This window comes from Halorubrum sp. 2020YC2 (assembly GCF_018623055.1).
Taxonomy (GTDB): Archaea; Halobacteriota; Halobacteria; order Halobacteriales; family Haloferacaceae; genus Halorubrum.
Map to the genome: position 1 here is coordinate 2211202 of NZ_CP076019.1, position 19948 is coordinate 2231149.

Annotated in this window: 18 protein-coding genes and 3 pseudogenes; 8 read left to right on the forward strand and 13 right to left on the reverse strand. The window is 71.8% G+C overall.

Features of this window, described 5'->3' with window-relative positions:
• Nucleotides 1–130: 130 nt before the first annotated feature.
• Both KI388_RS15380 and KI388_RS15385 read left to right on the forward strand, forming a co-directional pair.
• A pseudogene (locus KI388_RS15380) lies at nt 131–618 on the forward strand (GTP cyclohydrolase, FolE2/MptA family).
• Entirely contained in the window at nt 615–1055 is a 441-nt protein-coding gene (locus KI388_RS15385) for a GTP cyclohydrolase, FolE2/MptA family (RefSeq protein WP_251133145.1), read from the forward strand. Before KI388_RS15380 ends, KI388_RS15385 begins: the two are co-directional and overlap by 4 nt.
• Nucleotides 1056–1463: 408 nt before the next feature.
• Here KI388_RS15385 and KI388_RS11095 read toward each other — a convergent pair whose 3' ends face one another.
• From KI388_RS11095 to KI388_RS11105, 3 genes and pseudogenes are all read right to left on the reverse strand, one after another.
• Nucleotides 1464–2270, reverse strand: coding sequence for a TrmB family transcriptional regulator (locus KI388_RS11095; protein WP_215086686.1), 807 nt, complete (start codon nt 2268–2270; stop codon nt 1464–1466).
• A 135-nt stretch (nt 2271–2405) separates the two neighbouring features.
• Nucleotides 2406–4058 (reverse strand): annotated as a pseudogene (locus KI388_RS11100) (DUF255 domain-containing protein).
• A gap of 171 nt (nt 4059–4229) precedes the next feature.
• Nucleotides 4230–4451 carry a hypothetical protein gene (locus KI388_RS11105; protein WP_215086687.1) on the reverse strand — a complete coding sequence of 74 codons (222 nt, stop codon included), beginning with the start codon at nt 4449–4451 and terminating at the stop codon, nt 4230–4232.
• Between the two features lie 293 nt (nt 4452–4744).
• On the opposite strand from KI388_RS11105, the gene KI388_RS11110 reads away from it, so the two are divergent.
• Together KI388_RS11110 and KI388_RS11115 are read left to right on the forward strand one after the other, a co-directional pair.
• Nucleotides 4745–5833, forward strand: coding sequence for an asparaginase domain-containing protein (locus KI388_RS11110; protein ID WP_215086688.1), 1089 nt, complete (start codon nt 4745–4747; stop codon nt 5831–5833).
• A gap of 103 nt (nt 5834–5936) precedes the next feature.
• Nucleotides 5937–6548, forward strand: a pseudogene (locus KI388_RS11115) (hypothetical protein); the annotation flags it as partial.
• Nucleotides 6549–6587: 39 nt separating this feature from the next.
• On the opposite strand, the gene KI388_RS11120 reads toward KI388_RS11115, so the two are convergent.
• The 9 genes from KI388_RS11120 to cheB all read right to left on the reverse strand — a co-directional run bounded on the left by KI388_RS11120 (nt 6588) and on the right by cheB (nt 16846).
• Nucleotides 6588–7886 carry a PfkB family carbohydrate kinase gene (locus tag KI388_RS11120; RefSeq protein ID WP_215086690.1) on the reverse strand — a complete coding sequence of 433 codons (1299 nt, stop codon included), beginning with the start codon at nt 7884–7886 and terminating at the stop codon, nt 6588–6590.
• The gene (locus tag KI388_RS11125; protein ID WP_215086691.1) at nt 7883–8854 is read right to left on the reverse strand and encodes a ribose 1,5-bisphosphate isomerase; all 972 of its coding nucleotides are present in this window, start codon (nt 8852–8854) and stop codon (nt 7883–7885) included. Before KI388_RS11125 ends, KI388_RS11120 begins: the two co-directional genes overlap by 4 nt.
• 65 nt (nt 8855–8919) lie before the next feature.
• Nucleotides 8920–9630, reverse strand: a complete 711-nt coding sequence (locus KI388_RS11130) for a class II aldolase/adducin family protein (RefSeq protein ID WP_215086692.1) — start codon at nt 9628–9630, stop codon at nt 8920–8922.
• Nucleotides 9627–10340 carry an HAD-IA family hydrolase gene (locus tag KI388_RS11135; RefSeq protein ID WP_215086693.1) on the reverse strand — a complete coding sequence of 238 codons (714 nt, stop codon included), beginning with the start codon at nt 10338–10340 and terminating at the stop codon, nt 9627–9629. The genes KI388_RS11130 and KI388_RS11135 overlap by 4 nt, the downstream gene beginning before the upstream one ends.
• A gap of 89 nt (nt 10341–10429) precedes the next feature.
• Entirely contained in the window at nt 10430–11302 is an 873-nt protein-coding gene (locus KI388_RS11140) for a CheF family chemotaxis protein (protein WP_215086694.1), read from the reverse strand.
• Complete coding sequence (locus KI388_RS11145) at nt 11303–12520, reverse strand: HEAT repeat domain-containing protein (RefSeq protein ID WP_215086695.1); 1218 nt, start codon at nt 12518–12520, stop codon at nt 11303–11305.
• The gene (locus tag KI388_RS11150) at nt 12520–13335 is read right to left on the reverse strand and encodes a protein-glutamate O-methyltransferase CheR (protein ID WP_215086696.1); all 816 of its coding nucleotides are present in this window, start codon (nt 13333–13335) and stop codon (nt 12520–12522) included. The genes KI388_RS11145 and KI388_RS11150 overlap by 1 nt, the downstream gene beginning before the upstream one ends.
• On the reverse strand, nt 13332–15752 hold the full coding sequence (locus KI388_RS11155; protein WP_215086697.1) for a chemotaxis protein CheA: 2421 nt from the start codon (nt 15750–15752) through the stop codon (nt 13332–13334). Before KI388_RS11155 ends, KI388_RS11150 begins: the two co-directional genes overlap by 4 nt.
• Complete coding sequence (gene cheB / locus KI388_RS11160; protein WP_215086698.1) at nt 15752–16846, reverse strand: chemotaxis-specific protein-glutamate methyltransferase CheB; 1095 nt, start codon at nt 16844–16846, stop codon at nt 15752–15754. Before cheB ends, KI388_RS11155 begins: the two co-directional genes overlap by 1 nt.
• Before the next feature lie 102 nt (nt 16847–16948).
• Here cheB and KI388_RS11165 point away from each other — a divergent pair, with 102 nt between their 5' ends.
• The 4 genes from KI388_RS11165 to KI388_RS11180 all read left to right on the forward strand — a co-directional run bounded on the left by KI388_RS11165 (nt 16949) and on the right by KI388_RS11180 (nt 19307).
• Nucleotides 16949–17422 carry a chemotaxis protein CheW gene (locus KI388_RS11165; RefSeq protein ID WP_215086699.1) on the forward strand — a complete coding sequence of 158 codons (474 nt, stop codon included), beginning with the start codon at nt 16949–16951 and terminating at the stop codon, nt 17420–17422.
• Between the two features lie 145 nt (nt 17423–17567).
• The gene (locus KI388_RS11170; RefSeq protein ID WP_215086700.1) at nt 17568–18263 is read left to right on the forward strand and encodes an ATPase domain-containing protein; all 696 of its coding nucleotides are present in this window, start codon (nt 17568–17570) and stop codon (nt 18261–18263) included.
• Nucleotides 18263–18655: a hypothetical protein gene (locus KI388_RS11175; protein ID WP_215086701.1), complete on the forward strand. Its 393-nt coding sequence runs from the start codon at nt 18263–18265 to the stop codon at nt 18653–18655. The genes KI388_RS11170 and KI388_RS11175 overlap by 1 nt, the downstream gene beginning before the upstream one ends.
• Before the next feature lie 43 nt (nt 18656–18698).
• Nucleotides 18699–19307: a hypothetical protein gene (locus KI388_RS11180; RefSeq protein WP_215086702.1), complete on the forward strand. Its 609-nt coding sequence runs from the start codon at nt 18699–18701 to the stop codon at nt 19305–19307.
• Between the two features lie 28 nt (nt 19308–19335).
• On the opposite strand, the gene KI388_RS11185 is transcribed toward KI388_RS11180, so the two are convergent.
• On the reverse strand, nt 19336–19926 hold the full coding sequence (locus tag KI388_RS11185; protein ID WP_215086703.1) for a hypothetical protein: 591 nt from the start codon (nt 19924–19926) through the stop codon (nt 19336–19338).
• Nucleotides 19927–19948 lie beyond the last annotated feature (22 nt).

The following is a 19948-nucleotide window of genomic DNA, read 5'->3' on the forward strand; positions in this document are numbered from 1 at the left end:
GGTCTCACACGCGCGGGTCGGCGGTAGCGCTCGCTGCCTCGGTCGTGCGCGGCCGGGACGCACGCGCGCGACTACCCGACGCACCTCCCTTCCGAAAGGGCTAATCCCGGGTGTCCCTATCATGTTCGTAATGAGTCATCAGTTGCCGGACGTACAGGCCTCGTCCCCCGACGTCACCGTCGGGCTCTCACAGGTCGGCGTCACCGGCGTAGAGAAGCTCGTCAAGCTGGCCCGCGGCGACAAGCGACCCATCGTCCTCATGGCGGAGTTCGAGGTGTTCGTCGACCTCCCGAGCGGTCGCAAGGGGATCGACATGTCGCGGAACCTCGCGACCGTCGACGAGATCTTAGAGGACATCACCCGCGAGGAGGCGTACCGCGTCGAGGACGTCTGCGGCGACGCCGCCGAGCGACTCTTAGAGAAGCACGACACACCACCACCGCCGAGGTGTCGATGACGGCGGAGCTGGTCACCCGCGAGGACACGCCGGCGTCCGACATCGAGACGCAGAGCACGGCGACGATCATCGCGAGCGCCGAGGCGACGGCGGACGGCACCCGCGAGGAGATCGGCGCCGAAGTGACGGGGATGACCGTCTGCCCCTGCTCGCAGGGATGAGCGAGTCGCGGGCCCGCGATAAGCTCGCCCAGCTCGGCGTCGACGAGGAGACGACCGAGGAGTTCTTAGACGCCGTCCCGCAGCCGGGGCACTCCCAGCGCGGTCACGCGACGCTGACGATCACGACCGACGGCCACCCCGACGTGGACCTCCGAGACGTGATCGACGTCGCCCGCGACTCGATGAGCGCGCGCATCTACAACATGGCGAAGCGCCCCGACGAGGACCACATGACCTACGAGGCCCACGCCGACGCGAAGTTCGTCGAGGACTGCGTCCGGGCGCTGGCCGAGGGGGCCGTCGACGAGTTCCCGCACCTCTCCGACGACGCCGTGGTCCACATGAAGCAGTCGAACGACGAGTCGATCCACCAGCACAACGCCCACGCGGAGCGCGAGGTCACGCTGGGCGACCTGCGGAACGAACTCGACCGATAGGTGCGTACTGTCGCGACCGTTGAGCGCTTCTAAGCGAGTCCAAGCGTTGCTGGCGGCTGTTTACAAGTAGACAGGAGTGGTGTAGTGAAAACCGCCAAATTCCCGGTTGCTCGATTATAAATACTCAACGCCGGATCGACCGCGAACGCCTCCAAAGCCCCAGCCGCGAGGACTCGGGGGCCTTGCTGCGCTCCTCGCTCGCTCCGTTCGCTGCGGTGCTTGCTGCGGCCGCCTTCGCCCTCGCGACTGCCCCTTTGAGTCCCGCCCCGCTCCGCACAGCACCTCACACCTCCCCAACCTCGCCGCTCGCTTCGCTCGCGGCGTCCCTCGCGCGTGCGACTCGCGCCCTGCGGGCGCTCGTCGGCACGCGCTACCGCACTCCCGTTTATAAACAGACACGCCAGTCGCTTATCCGAACGTTAACGGCTCCGCCTCCGCCCAACGCGGCTCGAACTGGTCTTTGACGCTCGTCGCGAACTCGATGTCCTTCACGTCGATCATCGCGAACGGCTCGTCGGCCGACAGGGGGTGCGGCACCTCGATACACACCTCGATTTCGTCGAACACGTTGAACGTCCCGTCGACGCCCGGCGACGTCCGGACCTCGAACCCGTCCACCTCGGCCAGCTCCGCGGTGTACCGCCGGCCGACGCTCCGCGGGAGCGCGTCGACCGTCGCGGGCGAGAGCAGCACCCGGATCTCCACACCGCGTTCGAGCGCGGACTCCAGTTCGGCGGTCACGCGCTCGCCTATCGTCCCGAGGTCGAACCCCGTGGCGGGCGCGCCCGCGACCACGACGACCCGGCGCTCCGCGGCGGCGATCCGCTCTAAGAGGAGGTCGGTGGCCTCCTCGGCGCCGACCGCCGCGGTCCAGAACTGCCCGTCGACCGGCTCGCCGGCGTCGAGTTCGGTCGAGAGCTCGTCGACCACGGACTCGTACTGCTCGGCTTGCGTCTGCAGCTCCGCCTTCTTCTCGTCGAGCAGGCGGTCGAGGGCGGCGTCCGGCTCGACCGCGACGTACTTCTTCGGCCGGCTGGCGGCCTGACTGCGGACCAGACTGTGCTGCTCCAAGCTGTTGAGCACGTCGTAGATCCGACCCATCGGGACCTCGCTGGCGCGCGAGAGGTCCTTCGCGGTGGTCGGCCCGGTCCGGAGGAGCGCGCGGTACGCCCGGGCCTCGTACTCGGAGAGCCCCAGGTCGCGGAGAGATGCCATACCCGCGAATGCCGCGGCACCCGTATAAACGCGTCGCCGGTTTACGATCCGGACCGACGGGGCGGGGTCGACCCGCGGTCCGGAGAACGATTCAACGGACTCCGACGACGCACCGGTCCGGTCCGTCGCGGATGGTCAGGCCAGCACGTCGCTGACTCGCTTCATCAACTCGTCGGGCGTTTCCGCCGGCTCGGATGCGCCGTCGTCCCCGAGGACGACCGCGGTCCCCTCGGGGACCGTCCGCGGCGCGGGCGCGTCCGCCTCGTGGGCGTTGGGCGCGATCACCTTCTCGTGGTCGGCGATGCGCCACGCGGCGCGGTGGAGGTCGCTCCCGGGTTCGGTCCCGACCGCGACGACGGTCGTGCCGCGGCGGAGGCGGCCGGCGAGGCTCCCGTAGCCCGCGACCTGGACGCTCAGCCGCTCGGTCGCGCCCGCGAACGCCTCGGCCGTCTCCCGGGCCGCCTCGCGGTAGCGGTCCTCGCCGGTGAGCGCCGCCAGGTCCAGCAGCGACGTCGCCATCTCGACGTTGGCGTCGAGCGGGCGGAACGACCGGTCGAGCAGCCCCGCCCCCGTCCGCGGGCCGTCGACGAACGAGCCGTCGACCCGCAGCCGGTCTATCGCCCGGTCCGCGACCGCGCGGGCGACGTCGGCGCCCTCGCCGCGCACGCCGGCGGCGCGGACGTGCGCCCCGACGACGCGGGCGGCGTCCTCCAGCAGGTCGGACTCGCCGGCGTCGTCGCTGCCGCGGTAGTGGGTCACTTCCCCGCTCTCGGCGTCGATCAGGTCGCGTTCCAGCCCGTCGAGGATCCGGCCCGCGTACTCGCGGGCGCGCTCGTCGTCGGTGTAGGCGGCGACCGCGAGCAGCGCGTCCGCGGCGAGCGCGTTGCCGCCGGCGAAGACGGTCAGGTCGCGTCGCGGCTCGTCGAGGTCCGCGCGGTCCTCGGCGGGCGCGGCGTAGTACGCCCGGCCGAGCCCGGGCCCGAGACTCCCGCCGACGCCGTAGCCGGTCCAGAGGTCGTCGGTGAGGAAGGCGACGGCGTCGAGCGCGGGGTCGAGGTAGGCCTCGTCGCCGGTGTAGAGGAAGGCGTTCGCGAACGCGCGGGTCACCGCGGCGTTCGTGTCGAGCGGCTTCTCGTAGGCGACGTCCCCCCAGTCGCGCGTGCCGGCGTAGCGGAAGAACCCGCCCGCGACGTCGTCCGCGAGGTGGTCGCGGACCGCGTCGAGCGTCCGGAGCGCGCGGCTCCGGTCGCGCTTCAGCGCGAACTCGACCGTGTGTGGCAGCGGGAACTTCGCGTCGGTGCCCCAGCCGGCGTGCTCGCCGTCGTACTTGGCCTCCAGTTGGCCCGCCAGGTGGCTCTCAATCTCGCAGTTCGCCGCGGGGCGGCAGGTCGGCGTCGAGCGCGCGCGGGACGCGCCCGCCCTCGCGGCCCTTGTCGGCCCACATCTGTCGGACCGATTCGAGCACCTGTCGCATCCCGTCGACGTCGAGGTAGCCCGCGCCGGTCAAGAGCTTCCCCTCGGGGTGAGGAAAGCGGTCGTCGGGAACCCGCCCATGTTGTACCGCTCGCGTACCCGCGGGTGGCGGTCGACGTCGACGCGGACGGGGACGAACCCCTCGTTGACGTTGGCGGCGATCCGCGGCTCGGCGTAGGTGATCGCGTCCATCTCGTGACAGCCCTCGCACCAGGTGGCGGACAGCGAGAGCAGCACCGGGCGGTCGCGCTCGTCAGCCTCGGCGAACGCCTCGGGACCCCAGTCGCGCCACTCGACGCGAGTCTCGTCGCTCATACCCGCAGTCGGACCGGAGCGGGGGTAAGCGCTTCGAGAGTGGAACGCTACGGAGGGGAGAGGAAAGCGGGAAAGACGGAGGGCGGGAGGGCGAAGCGACGGTGTCCACGCGTCGCGTCGGCGTTCGGACGGGCGGTTCGGTCGGGCCTCGGTGAGGGCTGGCGTCGACGGTCAGCGCTTGTGGTCGTGGCCGAGCGCCAGCGCCAGCGCGTTCGCGAACAGCAGGGCGACGAACAGCCGCCCGGTGCCGCCGTCTAGCCCCGAGTACAGCAGGACGGGGTAGGAGGTCGGGATGGCGATGGCCGCCCAGAAGGCGGCCGCCTTGACGGTGCCGGTCATCAGCCCGGCGAGCCGTTCGCCGGAGGCGATCTGCGTGGGAGCGGGGGTTGACATGGACACCTCTCCGTACGACGGGGGACCACATATACCCCGACGAGGGTTCGGTGAATTTCACGGCGTTTCTCGACCTGTCGAGTCGTTTTAAAACCGCCGCAGAAACGTTTTAAAAGTTTACAACGCGCGCTAACCCTTTGTTTCTGGGGATCTGCCGATCGGGCGGTTCCGGATCGATCCGGCGGTTTCGAGCCGACGATCCGGAGGGCGGACGACCGCCGCGAACTGACGGGGCGACGTCGGCCGGCTGCCGCGGCACCAACCGCTTTGTCCGTCGGGAGTAAGGTGAGAGTATGACCGAGACCGACCGCGGCGACCGACGCGACGACCGGCCGGACCGGGACCGTTCCGCCGCGCACGCCGACGGCGGCCGACCGCTTGTGGCGGTCGTCGCCTGCGGCGGCACCATCGCGTCGGAGCCGAGCGACGACGGCGCGGCCCCGGAGAAGACCGGCGACGACCTCGTAGAAGCGGTACCGGCAGTCTCCGACCACGCGCGGGTGACGACGAGGGAGGTGTGTTCACGGCCCGGGTTCGACGTCCGGTGGCGGGACGTGCTCGCGACCGCGACGGCCGCGCGCGACGCGGTCGGGGCGAGCGCGGACGCGGGCGCGGGTGAGGCGGCCGACGGCGTCGTCGTCACCCACGGGACGGACACGCTCGCGGACACCGCGTTCGCGCTCGACGTCCTCACCGACCTCGACGCGCCGGTGGTCGTGACGGGCGCGCAGCGCCGGCTCGACGAGGCCTCAAGCGACGCCCCGGCGAACCTCGCGCTCGCGGTTCGGGCGGCCGCTGACGACCGGTTCGCGCCGGGCGTCCACGTCGCGTTCGACGACGAGGTCCACGCCGCCCGCGACGTCGTGAAGGGCCACAGCAACGCGCTGTCGACGACGACCTCGCCGGGGGCGGGCCCGGTCGCGACGTTCACCCGCGCCGACTCGCGGCTCCTCCGGGCGCCCGAGCGCGGCGTCCCGGTCGACCCCCTCGCGGACGCTATCGACGGCGCCGAGCGCGTGCCCGAGGTCCCGGTGGTCCACTCGGGGACCGGCGTCGGCGCCGGCGCGCTCGAACGCGCGCTCGACGCGGGCGTCGGCGGCGTCGTCGTCGAGGGGACCGGTCTCGGGAACGTCACCGGGGCCCTCGGGGACGCGGTCGGCGAGGCGGTCGAGTCCGTGCCGGTCGTCGTCGCCGGGCGCCCGCCCGCGGGACCAACGGAACCGGTGTACGGGACGGCGGGCGGCGCCGTCACGCTCGCGGATCACGGGGCGACGTTCGCCGCCGACCTCCCGGCCGCGAAGGCGCGCGTCGCGCTCGCGCTCGGCCTCGCGGCCGACCTCGACGACGAGGGGATCGGGGCGCTGTTCGCGCCGCCGGCGTAGACGGATCGCGACCCCGAGCGCGGCGAGACCGCCCGCCGGGATGGGTCAGACACGTGTTTGCGTTTACACGAAGCCCTTATGTATCGACCGCGTACCGGGAGGTATGACCGAGTTCACGCGACGGACGGCCCTCTACGCCATCGCCGCCGGCAGCGCCGCCGCGCTCGCGGGGTGTACCGGGACCGGCGACTCCGGTTCGGGCGGAGACGGAAGCGACGGCGCCGACGGGGGCGACGGGAACGACACCGACGGGGGAGACGGCGCCGACGGCGACGGCGCCGCGGGCGAGGTGACGACGGCCGTCCGACAGGTCGGGTCAGCCCTCTCGGGACCGGCGTGGGACCGGACCGAGCGGCGCGGCTTCTGCGTGCTGATCACCGAGGGGGACGGCGACGGCGCGTGGCCGAGCGCCGAGGCGCCGGAGGAGGCCCGAGCCTTCGTCGAGGAGACGGACTTCTCCGAGTCGGTCGTCTGCTACGTCGAGTCGGTCGGCCCGACCACCTGTCACGACGAGGTATCGTTCGACGGGGTCGGCGTCGAGGACGGGACCCTCGTCACGGACGCGACGGTTCAGGGGGCGGAAAGCGAGGACGTCGCCTGCGGCGAGGCGGTCACCTACTCGGCCGCGCTGCTCCGCGTCACGAGCGATCCGCTCCCCGGCGCGGCGCGGCTCTCAGTCACCGACGGCTGGGGCGAGGCGGGGACGGTGCGCGATTCCGACTGGGCCTCCGACTCGTAGTGGCTCGACGGCGCGTCACGCCCGAACTTCGATGAGGAGGTCCGTCTCGGGCGAGTCGCCCATCCGCTCGCGGACGCGGTCCCACGAGAGGTCGGTGCGCGCGGTCACCGACTCGGTCGCGACGGCGCCGCAGGCGTTGCCGACGAGGATCGGCACCTGATAGTCGCGCGGGTCGTGCGAGAACCCGTCGCCGGTTATCTCCGGCTCCCGCAGCGCGGCGGCGAGGAACCCGGCCGCGAAGGCGTCGCCCGCGCCGGTCGTGTCGACGGGGTCGGCGTCGAACCCGGGGTGCGAGACGCTGCCGTGCGGGGTGCGGACCGTCGCGCCCTCGTCGCCGAGCTTGATCGCGACGACGCGGTCGTCCGGCTCCCACGGGTCGACGTCGGTCTCGGCCGCGAGCGCGTCGGCCTCGCGGTCGTTGAGGAAGAGCACGTCGCTCGCGTGGAGCGCGGCGTCGAACTCGCGGTCAGCGACCCGGCGACCGGGGTCGAAGCTCCGCGTCGCGCCCGCCTCCGCGGCCGCGGTCGCGAGGGCCGCCGCGGTCTCGGGCTGTTGTCCGGTGAGGTGGAGGTGGTCGGCGGCCGCGAGCGTGTCGCGGTCGAGCCCGGCCGCGGAGAAGGACTCGTTGGCGCCGTCGTTCGCGAGCATGAGCAGTTCGCCGCCGCCGTCGACGATGACGTACTTCACCGAGGTCGGCTCGTCGGCGTCGACGAGCACCTGCCCGGGGTCGACGCCGGCGCTGGCGAGTTCGCGGAGGGCTAACGCGCCCGACTCGTCGCCGCCGACGCTGCCGTAGACGACCGACTGGCCGCCGAGGTCGACGAGTCCGACGGCGACGTTCGCGGCGCTGCCGCCGCCGGACTGTTCGAGCCGCTCGATCCGCGTCTCCCCGTCCGGCTCGGGCAGGCGGTCGACGTGGATTGTCACGTCCCAGTTGATGTGGCCGGCCGAGACGACCTTCGGCACGCGGTCGGCGTCGTCCGGGTTCAGGTCGGGGTCGCGGTCGACCGCGGGGTCGACGCCGTCCGGACCGCCCTCGCCGCCTCCGTCGACGCCGTCCGGACCGCCCTCGCCGCCTCCGTCGACGCCGTTCGGATCGCCCTCGCCGCCTCCGTCGGCGGCTCCGGTCCCGTCGCCGCCGTCGATGTCGTCCGGCGCGTCGCCCTCCCACTCGTCCACCTCGCGGTCCCACTCCGCGACCGTCTCGTCCCAGTTGTCAACGCCGTCGCCGTCCTCGGCGTCGGGGTCGAGGTCGCGCCCCTCGCCGTCGTCGGTCGGAGATCCGTCGACCGCGCCGTCGTCGCGCCCGCTCATTGTTCGGCCCACGGCTCGGCGGCGCCCTCACCGAACAGCTCCCGCATCAGCGCCACGATGCTCTCGGGGGGGAACTGGCCGTGCTCGGTGACGATCGCGTCCATGTACCGCGGCGGCGTCACGTCGAACGCGGGGTTCTCGACTTCTATCTCGCCGATCTCCTCGCGGGCGTCGGGGGCGATCACCTCGGCCTCGTCGCGCATCTCGATCTCGACGGTGTGGCCCGTCAGGGTCTCCGGGTGGAGCTTGATCGTCTGGGCCGCGGTCATGATCGGGACGCCGCGCTCGCGGGCGTTGACCGCGAGTCCCGAGGTGCCGATCTTGTTGATCACGCCGCCGTCCGCCGCGATGGAGTCGGCCCCGACGACGACGTGGTCGACCTCGTCGAGGTAGCGCCGCGCCGCGGAGTCGACGATGAGCGTGACCGGGACGCCCATCTCGCGGAGCGCCTCGGCCGTGATGTGGCCCTGCTGTCGCGGCCGCGTCTCCTTGACGACCGCCGAGATCGACTTCCCCTGCTCGACTGCCGCCTCGATACACGCCAGGGCGTCCGTGGAGTGGCAGTGGGTCATCACCGTGTCGCCGTCCGCGAGGCGGTTCGCGCCGACCTGCCCGAGGTCCTCCTGCGCCCGGTCGAGCTGTTCGACGAACGCCTCGCTCGCGTCGACGACGCTCCGGCGGAGCCGGTCGACCGAGTCGCCTTCCATCCGCTGGAGGACGTACCGGAGGGCGTTCGGAAGCGACACCGCGGTCGGGCGCGTCTCGCGGAGGTCTCGCGCGGCCGCCCGCATCGACGCGCGGAACGCCGCGGGGTCGCTCGCGGTCGCGTCCGCATCGGCTGCCGCCTCCGCCTGATCGGCGAGCGCCTCGGCGGCCGCGGAGGCGATGGTCGCCGCGCCGCGGATCTCCATCGTGGCGATCGACTCGGCGGTCTCGCTGACCGCCGGCGCCGGCTCCGTGTCTGTCATACCGATCCCGTAACCCGCCCCGCTATTTATAAAACCGGCTCTCCGCTGGGCGGTCGAGCGGGCGACTACTCGCCGTCGTCCGGCTGCTGCCCGTAGCTCTCGAAGCGCTCCTCGACGGTCGCCATCTGCTCGTCGGTGAGGACGTGCGGCTCGCCCACGGCGGACGCGCGCAGGTAGAGCCGGCAGATGTCCTCGACGTGGCGGGTGTTCTCGACCGCCGTCTCGACGTCGGGGCCGGTCACCACGAGCCCGTGGTTCGCTAAGATTGCGGCGTCGGAGTCCGCCTCGGCCATCGCGGCGACGACGTTCGCGGCCAGCTCCTCGGTGCCGTACGGCGCGTAGTCGGCCAGCGGGACCTCACGGCCCACGGCGGCGATCATGTAGTGGATCGGCGGGAGCTTCCGATGAAGGGTCGCCATCGTCGTCGCCCACGGCGAGTGGGTGTGAACGATCGCGCCCGGCCGGTCGTGTTTGTAGATCCCCGTGTGCATCGGCACCTCGCTCGACGGCGCCATCCGCCCGGCCAGCCGCTCGCCCTCCAGGGAGACCACGGGCACGTCCGCCGCGTCGAAGGAGTCGTAGGGGACGCCGGTGGGTGTGACCGCCACGGCGTCGCCGTCGCGGACGCTCAGGTTCCCGGTCCGGCCGGGCGTCAGGTCCGCGAGCGCGGGCGCGTACTCGACGACCGCCTCGCGCGCCTCCCGGAGGAGGTCCGGGTCCGCGTCGGGGTCGGCGTCGCCCGGATCAGCGTCGCTCCCGTCGTCGTCGCGGGTCACGCCGCCACCTCCGTCAGGTCGGCGAGCGCGTCGAGCCGACGGTCGGGGCGCTGGCGCGCCGAGAGGTCCGCGTCGGCGGGCGCGTCGCCGTCGGCGACGAAGAGGGCGGTGTCGAGACCGACCGCGTTCGCGCCGGCGACGTCCGTCTCGGGGTTGTCGCCGACCGCCAGCGCCTCGCTCGGCCGGCGGTCCAGCTCGGCGAGCGCGGTCGTGAACGGGAGCGCGCTCGGCTTCTCGCGGCCGACCTCCTCGGAGGTGACGAGGAGGTCGATCCGGTCGTCGACCCCGAGCGCCACGAGCTTGCGAAGCTGGATCCGCGTCGTGAGGTTGGTCACGACCGCGACGTCGGTCCCCGCGGCCGAGAGGGCGTCGAAGACGCGCTCGACGCCGTCACAGAGCGACATGGCGTCGAGGAACCCGTCCCAGTAGGCGTCGCCGGCCGCCAGCGCGCCCGCGGCGTCGGACTCGCCCGCGTGCCGGTACAGCCCGCGCTTGAAGTAGACGTGCCGGTCGTGGGAGGCGGCGGTGGTCCGCGTCTCGCGCTTCGTCTCCCGCCGACCGGTCTCGTACAGGTCGTCGAACGCCGCGCGGTCGAGTTCGTGCCCGCGCTCGCGGAGGGCGTCGAGCGCGGCCCGCTTCCCCGCCTCGTTACAGGGGGCGTACGGGTACAGCGTGTTGTCGAGGTCGAAAAGCACCGCCTCGTAGCTCATGGACGGACTCGGCGCGGCACCGACTTAAGCGTGATTCGACGCGGCGACGACGGCGGCGTTGAGTCGTCGCCCGGGGGAGGGGAGCGCCGCTACTGCTCGTTCATCGCCTCGCTGGCGATGTTGCGCCCGCGGGAGTTGAGCGCGACCTCCCGTCGGATGCGAACCTCCTCGACCACTTCGAGGTCGACGAGCCGCTCGAACGTCTCCTCGACGTCGTCGACGTCCATCCCGAGGAAGGAGGGGATCTCGAACGGCGAGACGCCGGAGTACAGCGCCATCAGCACCTCGCGGTCGCGGCTGGAGAGGTCGACGTTCGTCGACGACCGCTCCTCGCCCTTGCGCAGCCACGACTCGACGAATCGCATCCGGCTCGGGTCGCCCGCGACGTGCGTCTCGATGCTCGTCCCCTCGTCGTCGGTGTGTGACACCTCGATGACGGGCTTTTTGTCGCCGTTGACCGTGCGCTTCGCGGCGTCGAGGCCGCTGATGTCGTCGAGGTCGAACTTCACGAACGCGCCGCGCTCCAAGGCGGCGTTGAGCCCGTTCTCGTCTATCTTCACGCGGGCCTGCTCCCACTCCGTGTCCTGGACGACGCCCCCCTCGATCGCGGGGTGTTTCGCCATCACGGTCTTCTGGTCGAGCAGCGCGCGGTAGACGTCGCGCTCGAACGACTCGTGGTCCTTGGCGGCGACGAGCAGCACCTGCTCGCCCAGGTCGAAGCTCACGTAGTTGGAGACGCGCGCGACCGTCTGGTTCGCGTCGTGGCGGCCGCCGAGCCGCTCCAGCCGCGACAGCGGGACGGTCCGCTTCCCGTCGTTGCCGGCGAGGATCAGTCGCCGGTTCGAGAGGAGGACCCGTCCGGGCGTCCACGAGACGTCGCTCACCTTCCGGCCCTCGCGGACGGCGACCGCGAACTTCGCCTGCGTGTCGGTGACCTTGTACTCGTCTCCCTGCTGCGCCATTTAGGTCCCCCCCGCGCGGAGCTTCGAGACGGCCGAGAACACGCGCTTTCTGACGGCCTGACTGTCGTCGTCGGCGTACTCTTCGAGCCGGTTGAGCGTCTCCTGCCCGCCGATCTGCCCGAGGACGAACACCGCCTTCGCGCGGGCGTCCTCGGGATGCTCGGGACCCAGCTTGTCGAGCAGGCGGTCCTCGACGACCGGCCCGCCGAGGCTCTTGAGGCTCGTGGCCGCGAACTGCGCGGTCTGGGGGTCCTCGTCCGCGAGCGCGTCCGCGAGCGCCTCCACCGCCGTCGACGTGTCCGGGTCGGCCACCCGGCCGAGGATCCACGCCGCGTTCCGCCGCTGACGGGACTGCTGACCGTCGGTGAGGATCTCGACGAGCGGCTCGACGACGGTCGCGTCGTCCGCCGCCTTCAGCTCCGAGACGACCTGGTCGCGGACCGCGTGGCTCTGCTGGGTCGGCACGTTCGACAGCAGTTCTATCACCGAGTACACCGCCGCGTTGCGGACGACGGCGCTCTCGTCTCCGAGCGCCCGCGCGAGCGGCTCGACCGGCTCCGGGTTGCTCGCCTTCCCGAGCGCGCCGGCCGCGATCCGACGGATCGACTCGTCGCCGTCGTCGAGCAGGTCCAGCAGCGGCGACAGCGCCTCGTCGGTCCCGATCGCTCCCAGCGCGTTCGCCGCCGCGCGGCGCACGCGCGAGTCGTCGTCGTCACCGAGCCGCTCGCGCAGCCCCGGCACGGCCCGCGCGTCCGCGAAGGTCCCGCAGGCCTGCGCCGCCCGGAGCCGGACCCGGGCGTCCTCGTCGTCCAGCGCGCCGACAAGCGGCTGGAGGCCGCTCGCGTCGTCGAGCCGTCCGAGCGCGTTCGCCGCGGCCATCCGGAGCTCCGGCCGGTCGGCCTCCAGCGCGCGCGCGAACTTTCGCGCCGTGACCCACTCGGCCTCGGAGTCGCTGCCGCCGCCGGTAAGCTCCTCGAGGAGCTGTTGGAGCGCCGCCTCACCGATCTCGTCGAGCGCGTCGACCGCCGCGCCGCGGACCTCGGGGTCGTCGTCGGTCGTCGCGGCGCGGAGCAGCCCGTCGACCGTCGGCTGGTCGCTCTCCTCGCCTATCTCACCGAGGAACTCCGCGGCGCGGCGCCGGACGGCCGCGCTGTCGCTGCCGAGCGCGTCCCGGAGGCGCTCCGCGTTCCCGTCCCGGGCGTGCTGGTACAGCGACATCAGCGCCTCCCGAACACCCGCCGTCGCTTGTCGATCGGTTCGTAGCGGTCGCTCCGGTTCGGGGGGACGCTCTCGGTCATCCCCAACACGAGGACGCCGTCCTCCGCGAGCGACGCCTCCAGCGTGTCGAACAGGGCCGCCTTGTGGTCGACGTCGATGTAGATCAGCAGGTTCCGGCACAACACCACGTCGAACGGGTCGCGGGCGCCGTCCCGGATCAGGTCGTGGGTCTCGAAGTCGACGAGCCGCTTGACGACCGGGCGCACGCTGAACGTGTCCTCCTCGCGCTCGACGTAGCGTTCGGGGTCGGAGAGCGGCTCCAGTTCCTCCGCGATGTCGGTGGTCCGCGTCGTGTGGTAGACGCCCTCGCGGGCGTTGTCGAGCGCCTCCTCGCTGATGTCGGAGCCGAGCACCTCGACGCGCGACTCGTCTATCTCGGGGTCGTCGCAGGCTAACATCGCGACCGAGTACGGCTCGCGGCCGTCCGCCGACGGCGCCGACCACACCCTGACGCGCCGCTGGTCCGCGGTGCGCTCCCGTAACACGTCGCGGAGCACGTCCCACATCTCCGGATTGCGGAAGAACTCCGTCACGTTGATCGTGAGCGCGTCCATCAGCGCCTGCCGCTCCTCCGCGTCCTCGCGGAGGATGCGCTCGTACTCGGCGTGCGACTCGGTGTCGCGCCGGCGCATCCGGGCCGTGATCCGGCGGTCGAGGTACGACTCGTTGTAGTACCCCGGCTCGAACGGGACCGTGTCGTCGATCTGCCGGAGCACGCCCTCGAACGGCGTCTCGTCGTCCGCCGACCCGCTCATAGGCTCACCACGTCGAGCACGGCCACGACGTCCCCGTCACCGAGGACGGCCGTGCCGCTGAGGCCGGGCGTCCCCGAGAGCGGGCCGTCGAGCGGTTTCACCACCACCTCCTCCTGGTCGAGCACCGCGTCGCAATGGAGCGCGACCTGTCGGGTCTCCTCGCGGATCCGGACGAGCATCCCCTGGTCCGTCCCGCCCGCGGCGCCGCCGTCGGTCCCCGGCCCGGCGTCGGCGGACCCGACGCCCTCGGGCCCGGCGGCGGGAGCCTCGTCGTCGACCGCGACGCCGCCGTCGGCGGCGGCGGTCTCCTCGGCGGCGGCTTCGGCCGCGGACGCGTCGGCCGCGGCCGGATCGATCTCTCCGAGCCGCTCGTTCAGCCGGACGACGGGGTAGAGGTCGTCCTCGTGTCTGACGACCTCGTCGCCGTGGACCTCCTCAACGTCGTCGGCGCGGGCGACCTCCGCGATCGATTTGATCGGAATGCCGTACTCCGTGCCGCCGACGTCGACGAACATCACCTTCACGATGGCGACGGTGACGGGGAGCCGGAAGCGGACGGTGCTCCCCTCGCCCGGCTCGCTCTCGATCGAGACGGAGCCGTCGAGGTCGCGCGCGGTCGTCCGGACCACGTCCATCCCGACGCCGCGGCCGGAGACGTCCGTGACCTCCTCCGCGGTGGAGAAACCGGGGTGGAACACGAGGTCGTACACCTCGTCGTCCTCCATCGCCTCGACCGCCTCGCGGCTCTTGACGCCCTCGTCGACCGCCTTGTCGCGGAGCTGGTCGGGGTCGAGTCCACCGCCGTCGTCCGAGACCTCGATGATCACGTGGTCGCGCTCGCGCTCGGCGGTGAGTTCGACGTGCCCGGTCGGGTCCTTCCCGGCCGCCTCGCGCTCCTCGGGCGGCTCGATCCCGTGATCGACCGCGTTCCGCAGGACGTGCACGAGCGGGTCGCGCATCTCCGTGAGGATCGTCCGGTCGAGTTCCACGTCATCGCCCTCTATCTCGAAGTCGATCCGCTTGTCGAGGTCCCGCGAGATGTCGCGGACGAGCCGCGGGAACGAGTCGGACACCTGCGAGAACGGGATGAGCCGCATGTCCATCGCGGTGTCTTGGAGGCTGGAGGCGAGCTTGTCCAGTTCGTCTAAGGCGTCGGACTCCGCGTCCGTCCCCTCTATCTCGCGGCGGAGCTTGATCCGGCTCGTCACCAGCTGCTCGACCAGCCCGTACAGCTCGTCGACCTGATCGACGTCGACGCGGATCGACTTGATCTCGTCGCCGGACTTGGAGTCGGCGCCGTTGGGGTCGGCGCCGGACTTGGGGTCGGCGCCGTTGGGGTCGGCGCCGGACTTGGGGTCGGCGCCGTTGGGGTCGGCGCCGGACTTGGGGTCGGCGCCTCCGGAGGGCGACGACTCGGTCTCGGCCGAATCGTCGCCGTCCGCCTCGTCCTCGGTCTCGTCGCCTGTCGCCGTCTCCGCGGACTCCTCGACCGCCTCCGCCGCGTCCTCGGCGGCGGCTTCGGCCGAGGCGGCGTCGGCGTCGCTCTGTTCCGCGTCGGCGTCGCTCCGTTCCGCGTCGGCGCTGCTCGGTTCGGAACTCGCGTCGGCGTCGCCCGAACCGTCGACCGCGACGGCGGTGACCGCCTCGACCTGCGTGAGCGCCCGGAGCCCCTCCTCGACGACTCCGGGGTCGGCGCCGCCGACGAACGCGTCGAAGCGCTCGTCGTACTCGCCGTCCTCTAACGCCTCGGGAGCGGGCTCGGTCGCGTGCCCGTCGAACTGCTCGTCGATCGCCTGAAGCACGAGCGCCGCGTCGACGCCCGGCATCTGGGCGTCACCGATCGTCACGTCGGCGTACGCGACCGGGTCGGGCAGGTCGGCCGCGTCCGCGGGCGACTCCGGCACCGAGACGTCGGGCGCGTCGTCCCCGCCGTCGCCGTCCGCGTCGCCCTCGCCGTCGGCCTCCGCGGCGGGTTCGTCGGCCGCGTCCGCGTCGCCGTCCGCGTCGCCGTCGCCGTCATCGCCGTCTCCACCGCCGACGGTCCCGTGCTCCTCCATCTCGCGCAGGCGGGACTCGAGGTCGGAGGGGTCAGTCGACACCTCGCCGGTCTCGGCTATCTCGTCGACCATCGCCTCGACAGTGTCGACCCCCTCGAAGAGGAGGTCCATCAGCTCGGGGGTCACCTCGCGGTCGCCCTGCCGGACCGCGTCCAGCAGGTCTTCGAGCGCGTGCCCGAAGTCGGAGACGTCCTCGTACCCCATCGCCGCGGCGTTCCCCTTCAGGGTGTGGGCGACGCGGAACACGTCGTCCATCGCCTCGGCGTCCTCGGGGTCGGCCTCGAGGGCGAGCAGCGCGTTGTTGAGATCGGTGATCCCGTCTTCGGCCTCCGCGACGAACGCGGCGCGGTGGGAGTCCATCAGGCCTCACCCCCCACTATCGCGCCGGCGACGTCGTCGAGGTCGTACACCGCGTCGATCCCGCCCGTCTCGACCGCGCGCTTGGGCATCCCGTAGATGACGCAGGTGTCCTCGCTCTGCGCCAGCGTCCGCGCCCCGGCGTCGGCCATCGCGCGGATCCCCTCCGCCGCGTCCGACCCCATCCCGGTCAACACGACGCCGACGAGCGGGTCGTCGATCACCTCCGCCGCGGAGCGCATCGTCACGTCGGCCGCGGGGGTGACCGTATGAGAGCCGTCGTCCTCGTCGAGCTTGACCCGCAGTCGCCCGGCCCGGTAGCTGTCGATCAGCGTGTGGCTGCCGCCGCGGGCGACCAAGGCCTCGCCGGCGCCGATCCGCGCGCCGTCGCCGGCCTCGCGCACGTCATACGCGGAGGCGGCGTCGAGCCGGTCCGCGAACCGCGAGGTGAACGCCTCCGGCATGTGCTGGACGATCACCACGCGGCAGTCCGCCATCGGCAGCGCCGACAGCACGCGCTCGACCGCGTTCGGGCCGCCGGTCGAGGCCGCGATCACCACGGTCATCGGGCCGTCGACGTCGGCCGCGTCCGCGTCGGGTCCCGATCCGCTCGGGCTCGACGCCGCGGAACTCGGGTCGTCGCGCTCGCGCGTCGCGGCCTCGAGGTCGGCCTCCGCGACCGAGCGCACCGCCTCGACCAGCCGGTCGGACTCCCGGGAGACGCCGGTCGACACCTCGCCGCCGGGCTTCGCGAAGAAGTCGACCGCGCCGCGGTCGAGCGCCTCGAACGTGACCTCCGCCCCCTCGTCTGTGTGCGCCGACAGCATCAACACCGGCGTCGGCGTCTCCTCCATCAGCCGCTCGACGGCTTCGAGCCCCCCCATGCCGGGCATCTCGACGTCCATCGTCACGACGTCGGGACGCGTCTCGGCGACCACCGAGAGCGCCTCTTCTCCGTCCCCCGCCTCGCCGACGACCGCGACCCCGGCGTCGCTCAGGAGGTCGCTTATCAAGCCCCGCATGAACGGGGAGTCGTCGACGATCACCACCCGCGGCGACCCGTCCCGACCGCCGCGCCGATCCGTCGTCCTGCTCATGTTCCACACCGGACCCAGAATCAGCATAAATCCACGGACCCAGTAATCACCCCTGATAATTCAGGGGACACGATTATTTGTCGGTTCACCACACCCACGGGCATGGCAGCCACAGAGGCGGACGCCGAACCGACGAAGGTACTGGAGTTCGGGTTAGGCGACGGCACGTACTGTCTGGACATCGGCGTCATCGACGAGATCGTCGACGCCGGCGAGCTGACGCGGATCCCCAACTCGCCGGACCACGTCGAGGGCGTGATGGACTTGCGCGGCCGGACGACGACGATCGTCGACCCGAAGACGCTGTTCGACATCGACGAGGACGGCCCGCGCGAGCGGATCGTCGTCTTCGACGACGACGAGATAGACGAGGGCGGCACGGTCGGCTGGATGGTCGACGAGGTGTTCCAGGTCCGCGACGTCGCGGCCGAGGACGTCGACCAGAGCACCACCGTCGAGGACGAGGGCGTCCGCGGCATCGTCAAGTCCGACGACCGGTTCGTCGTGTGGGTCTCGCCCGACGTCGACGACGAGTCCGCGGCGGACCTCGACGACGTCGAGGCCGCGGAGGCGTAACCCGGTCGACGGGCCCCGCCGCGGCTCGGAGCGGACGAGTCCCGGCGCGACCCGAAGCCGACGGGCGCCCGCCGTCCGCCGATCAGTTCTCACCCGTGAGAACCGGGTGCCAACGCTTATCAGCCGCCCGACGTGTCTCCTACGTATGCGCGTCTCAAGCGGCGTCCCGGGGTTCGACGAACTCGTCGACGGCGGGTTCCCCGAGGACCGCCTGTACGTAGTGAGCGGTCCGCCCGGGAGCGGGAAAACGACCTTCTGTTCGCAGTTCGCGGCCCAGGGCGCCCGGAACGGCGAGGACGTGCTATACATCAGCATGCACGAGACCAAGGCGGGGATCCGCGAGGACATGAGCGGCTACGACTTCGGGTTCGACCGCGCGCTCGACTCCGACCGCGTCACGTTCCTCGACTCCTTCTCGTCGGACGGCCGGCGCTTCTTCGGGCTGCCCGGCGACCGCCGCGACCGCTCGGGCGTCACCAACCGCCTCACCGGGTTCATCAACTCCCGGGACATCGACCGGGTCGTCTTCGACTCGACGATGCTGTTGCGGTTCCTCTTGGACGACGACGAGGACACGATGATCCAGCTGCTCTCCTCGCTGAAGCGGACCGACGCGACGACGCTTTTGATCTCGGAGATGACCGACCCGAGCGCCTACTCGGAGGAGCACTACCTCGCGCACGGCGTCGTCTTCATACACAACTACCTCGAAGACGAGGGGATGCGCCGGGGAGTTCAGGTGCTGAAGATGCGGGGGACGGACGTCGACACCGACATTCAGGACGTGGAGTTCACCGACGGCGGACTGCGCGTCGGCACGGCGGCGACGGTGACCCACTGATGTACGACCGCACGTTCGACACGGAGTGGGACGACCTCTCGCGGGAGGAGGCGGTGGAGCGCGCCTTCGCGCTGGGCGTGGCGGCGGGGGTTGACAGCCCCCGTCCCGGGGAGCTGAACCGGGTGCTGGAGGCGTTCCCGGGAAGCTACGACCGGAGCATCGTGGAGTTGGCGTACGACGAGGGGCGGACGAAGGCGCTGGAAGCGAAGGCGGAGCGGGACGACCCGGACGACGAGGAGGTGTGGAGCTCCCTCGTCGACGGCGTCGGGACGCCGCGGGAGTCACCGGTGCCCGCCGCGCTCCCCGGTGCGATACGCGAACTGACACTCACCGACGGGCCGCGGGAGGGGCCGCCGTCCTCGCTCGACCTCCCCTCCATGCTCCGAAAGTGATCCCTCGGAAGGGTTTTACCGAACACTCTCTCACGTTCACCAAATGACTGTGCTTCCCGACGCTGTCCGCGGTGCCGACAGCGTCCTCATCAGCGGTCCCCCGATGAGCGGGAAGTACGACCTCTTCAACCGGCTGCTCGCGGCGTGGTCCGACGGACCGGTCGTGATCTCGACGGGGCGGACCGCGGAGAAGGTCCGCGGCGACTACGAGGAACTGACGGGCGAGAGCGGCGACGACGTGGTCGTCATCGACTGCGTCACCCACGAGCAGGGCGACAAGCGGGAGGACACGCCGACGACGAAGTACGTCGCCAGCGCCGGCAACCTCACCGACATCGGGATCAAGTTCACCGACGTCGTCGAGTCCTCCGCCGGCCGCGAGCGCGCGGTCGGCGTCTACTCGCTGTCGCAGCTGCTGATGTACTGGGACCCCGAGCGGATCTACCAGTTCACCCGTGTGATGACCTCCCAGACCTCCGGCGAGGGCTGGCCCTTCGTCGGCGTCCTCGGCTCGACCGCCCACGACGAACAGGTCGTCCACACCCTCCACGAGCCGTTCGAGACCGTCGTCGAGACCCGCGTCGACGACGACGCGCGGGAGTTCCGCGTCCGCGGCCGCGTCGGGCAGCCCTCAGACTGGCAACCGTTCTGAGTCGGCGGCGACCCGGGCGGAGCCCGCCTCACCCGACCAGTTCGAACTCCACGCCGATCGGCGGCGCGTCGACGAGCCCCCAGTAGACGAACCGGTAGGTGCCCGCTCCCAGCGGCGGACAGACCGCCAACTCGAGGTCGTCGACCGCGTCGGCGACGCCGGACTCCGTCAGCGTGAGGTCCCAGGAGTACGCCAAACTCGTGTCGAGCGAGGCCTCGTTCTGCGGGAGTTCGACCGCCTCGCCGATCGTCGATCCGCGGACGTCGAGCCACCCCTCGCCCGTCTCGCGCTGGAGCGAGTAGGCGGACTCGCCCAGCGTGGCCGCCGGGGCGTCGCCGGTGTTCCGGAGCACGAGCCGGAGAGACTGGCCGTACGTCTCGGTCGTTCCCTCCGTAGAGAGCTCCACGGTCGTCTCGTCCGTCTCGACGAGAGTCTCGGTGACCGAGCCCTCGAAGGGCTGGCCGAGGCGGACGAACCCGTCGTCCTCGCAGGTCAGCGTCGCCGGCGTTCCCTCGGGTCCCTGCGGCCCGTCGCCCGCGGCGAAGTCGAGACAGCCGGCCGTCGCGGCCGAGAGGGCGAGCGCGCTCCCGACGAGCGCGTCGCGTCGCGTGTGGTCCATACCGCGACCGACGTGCGCCACG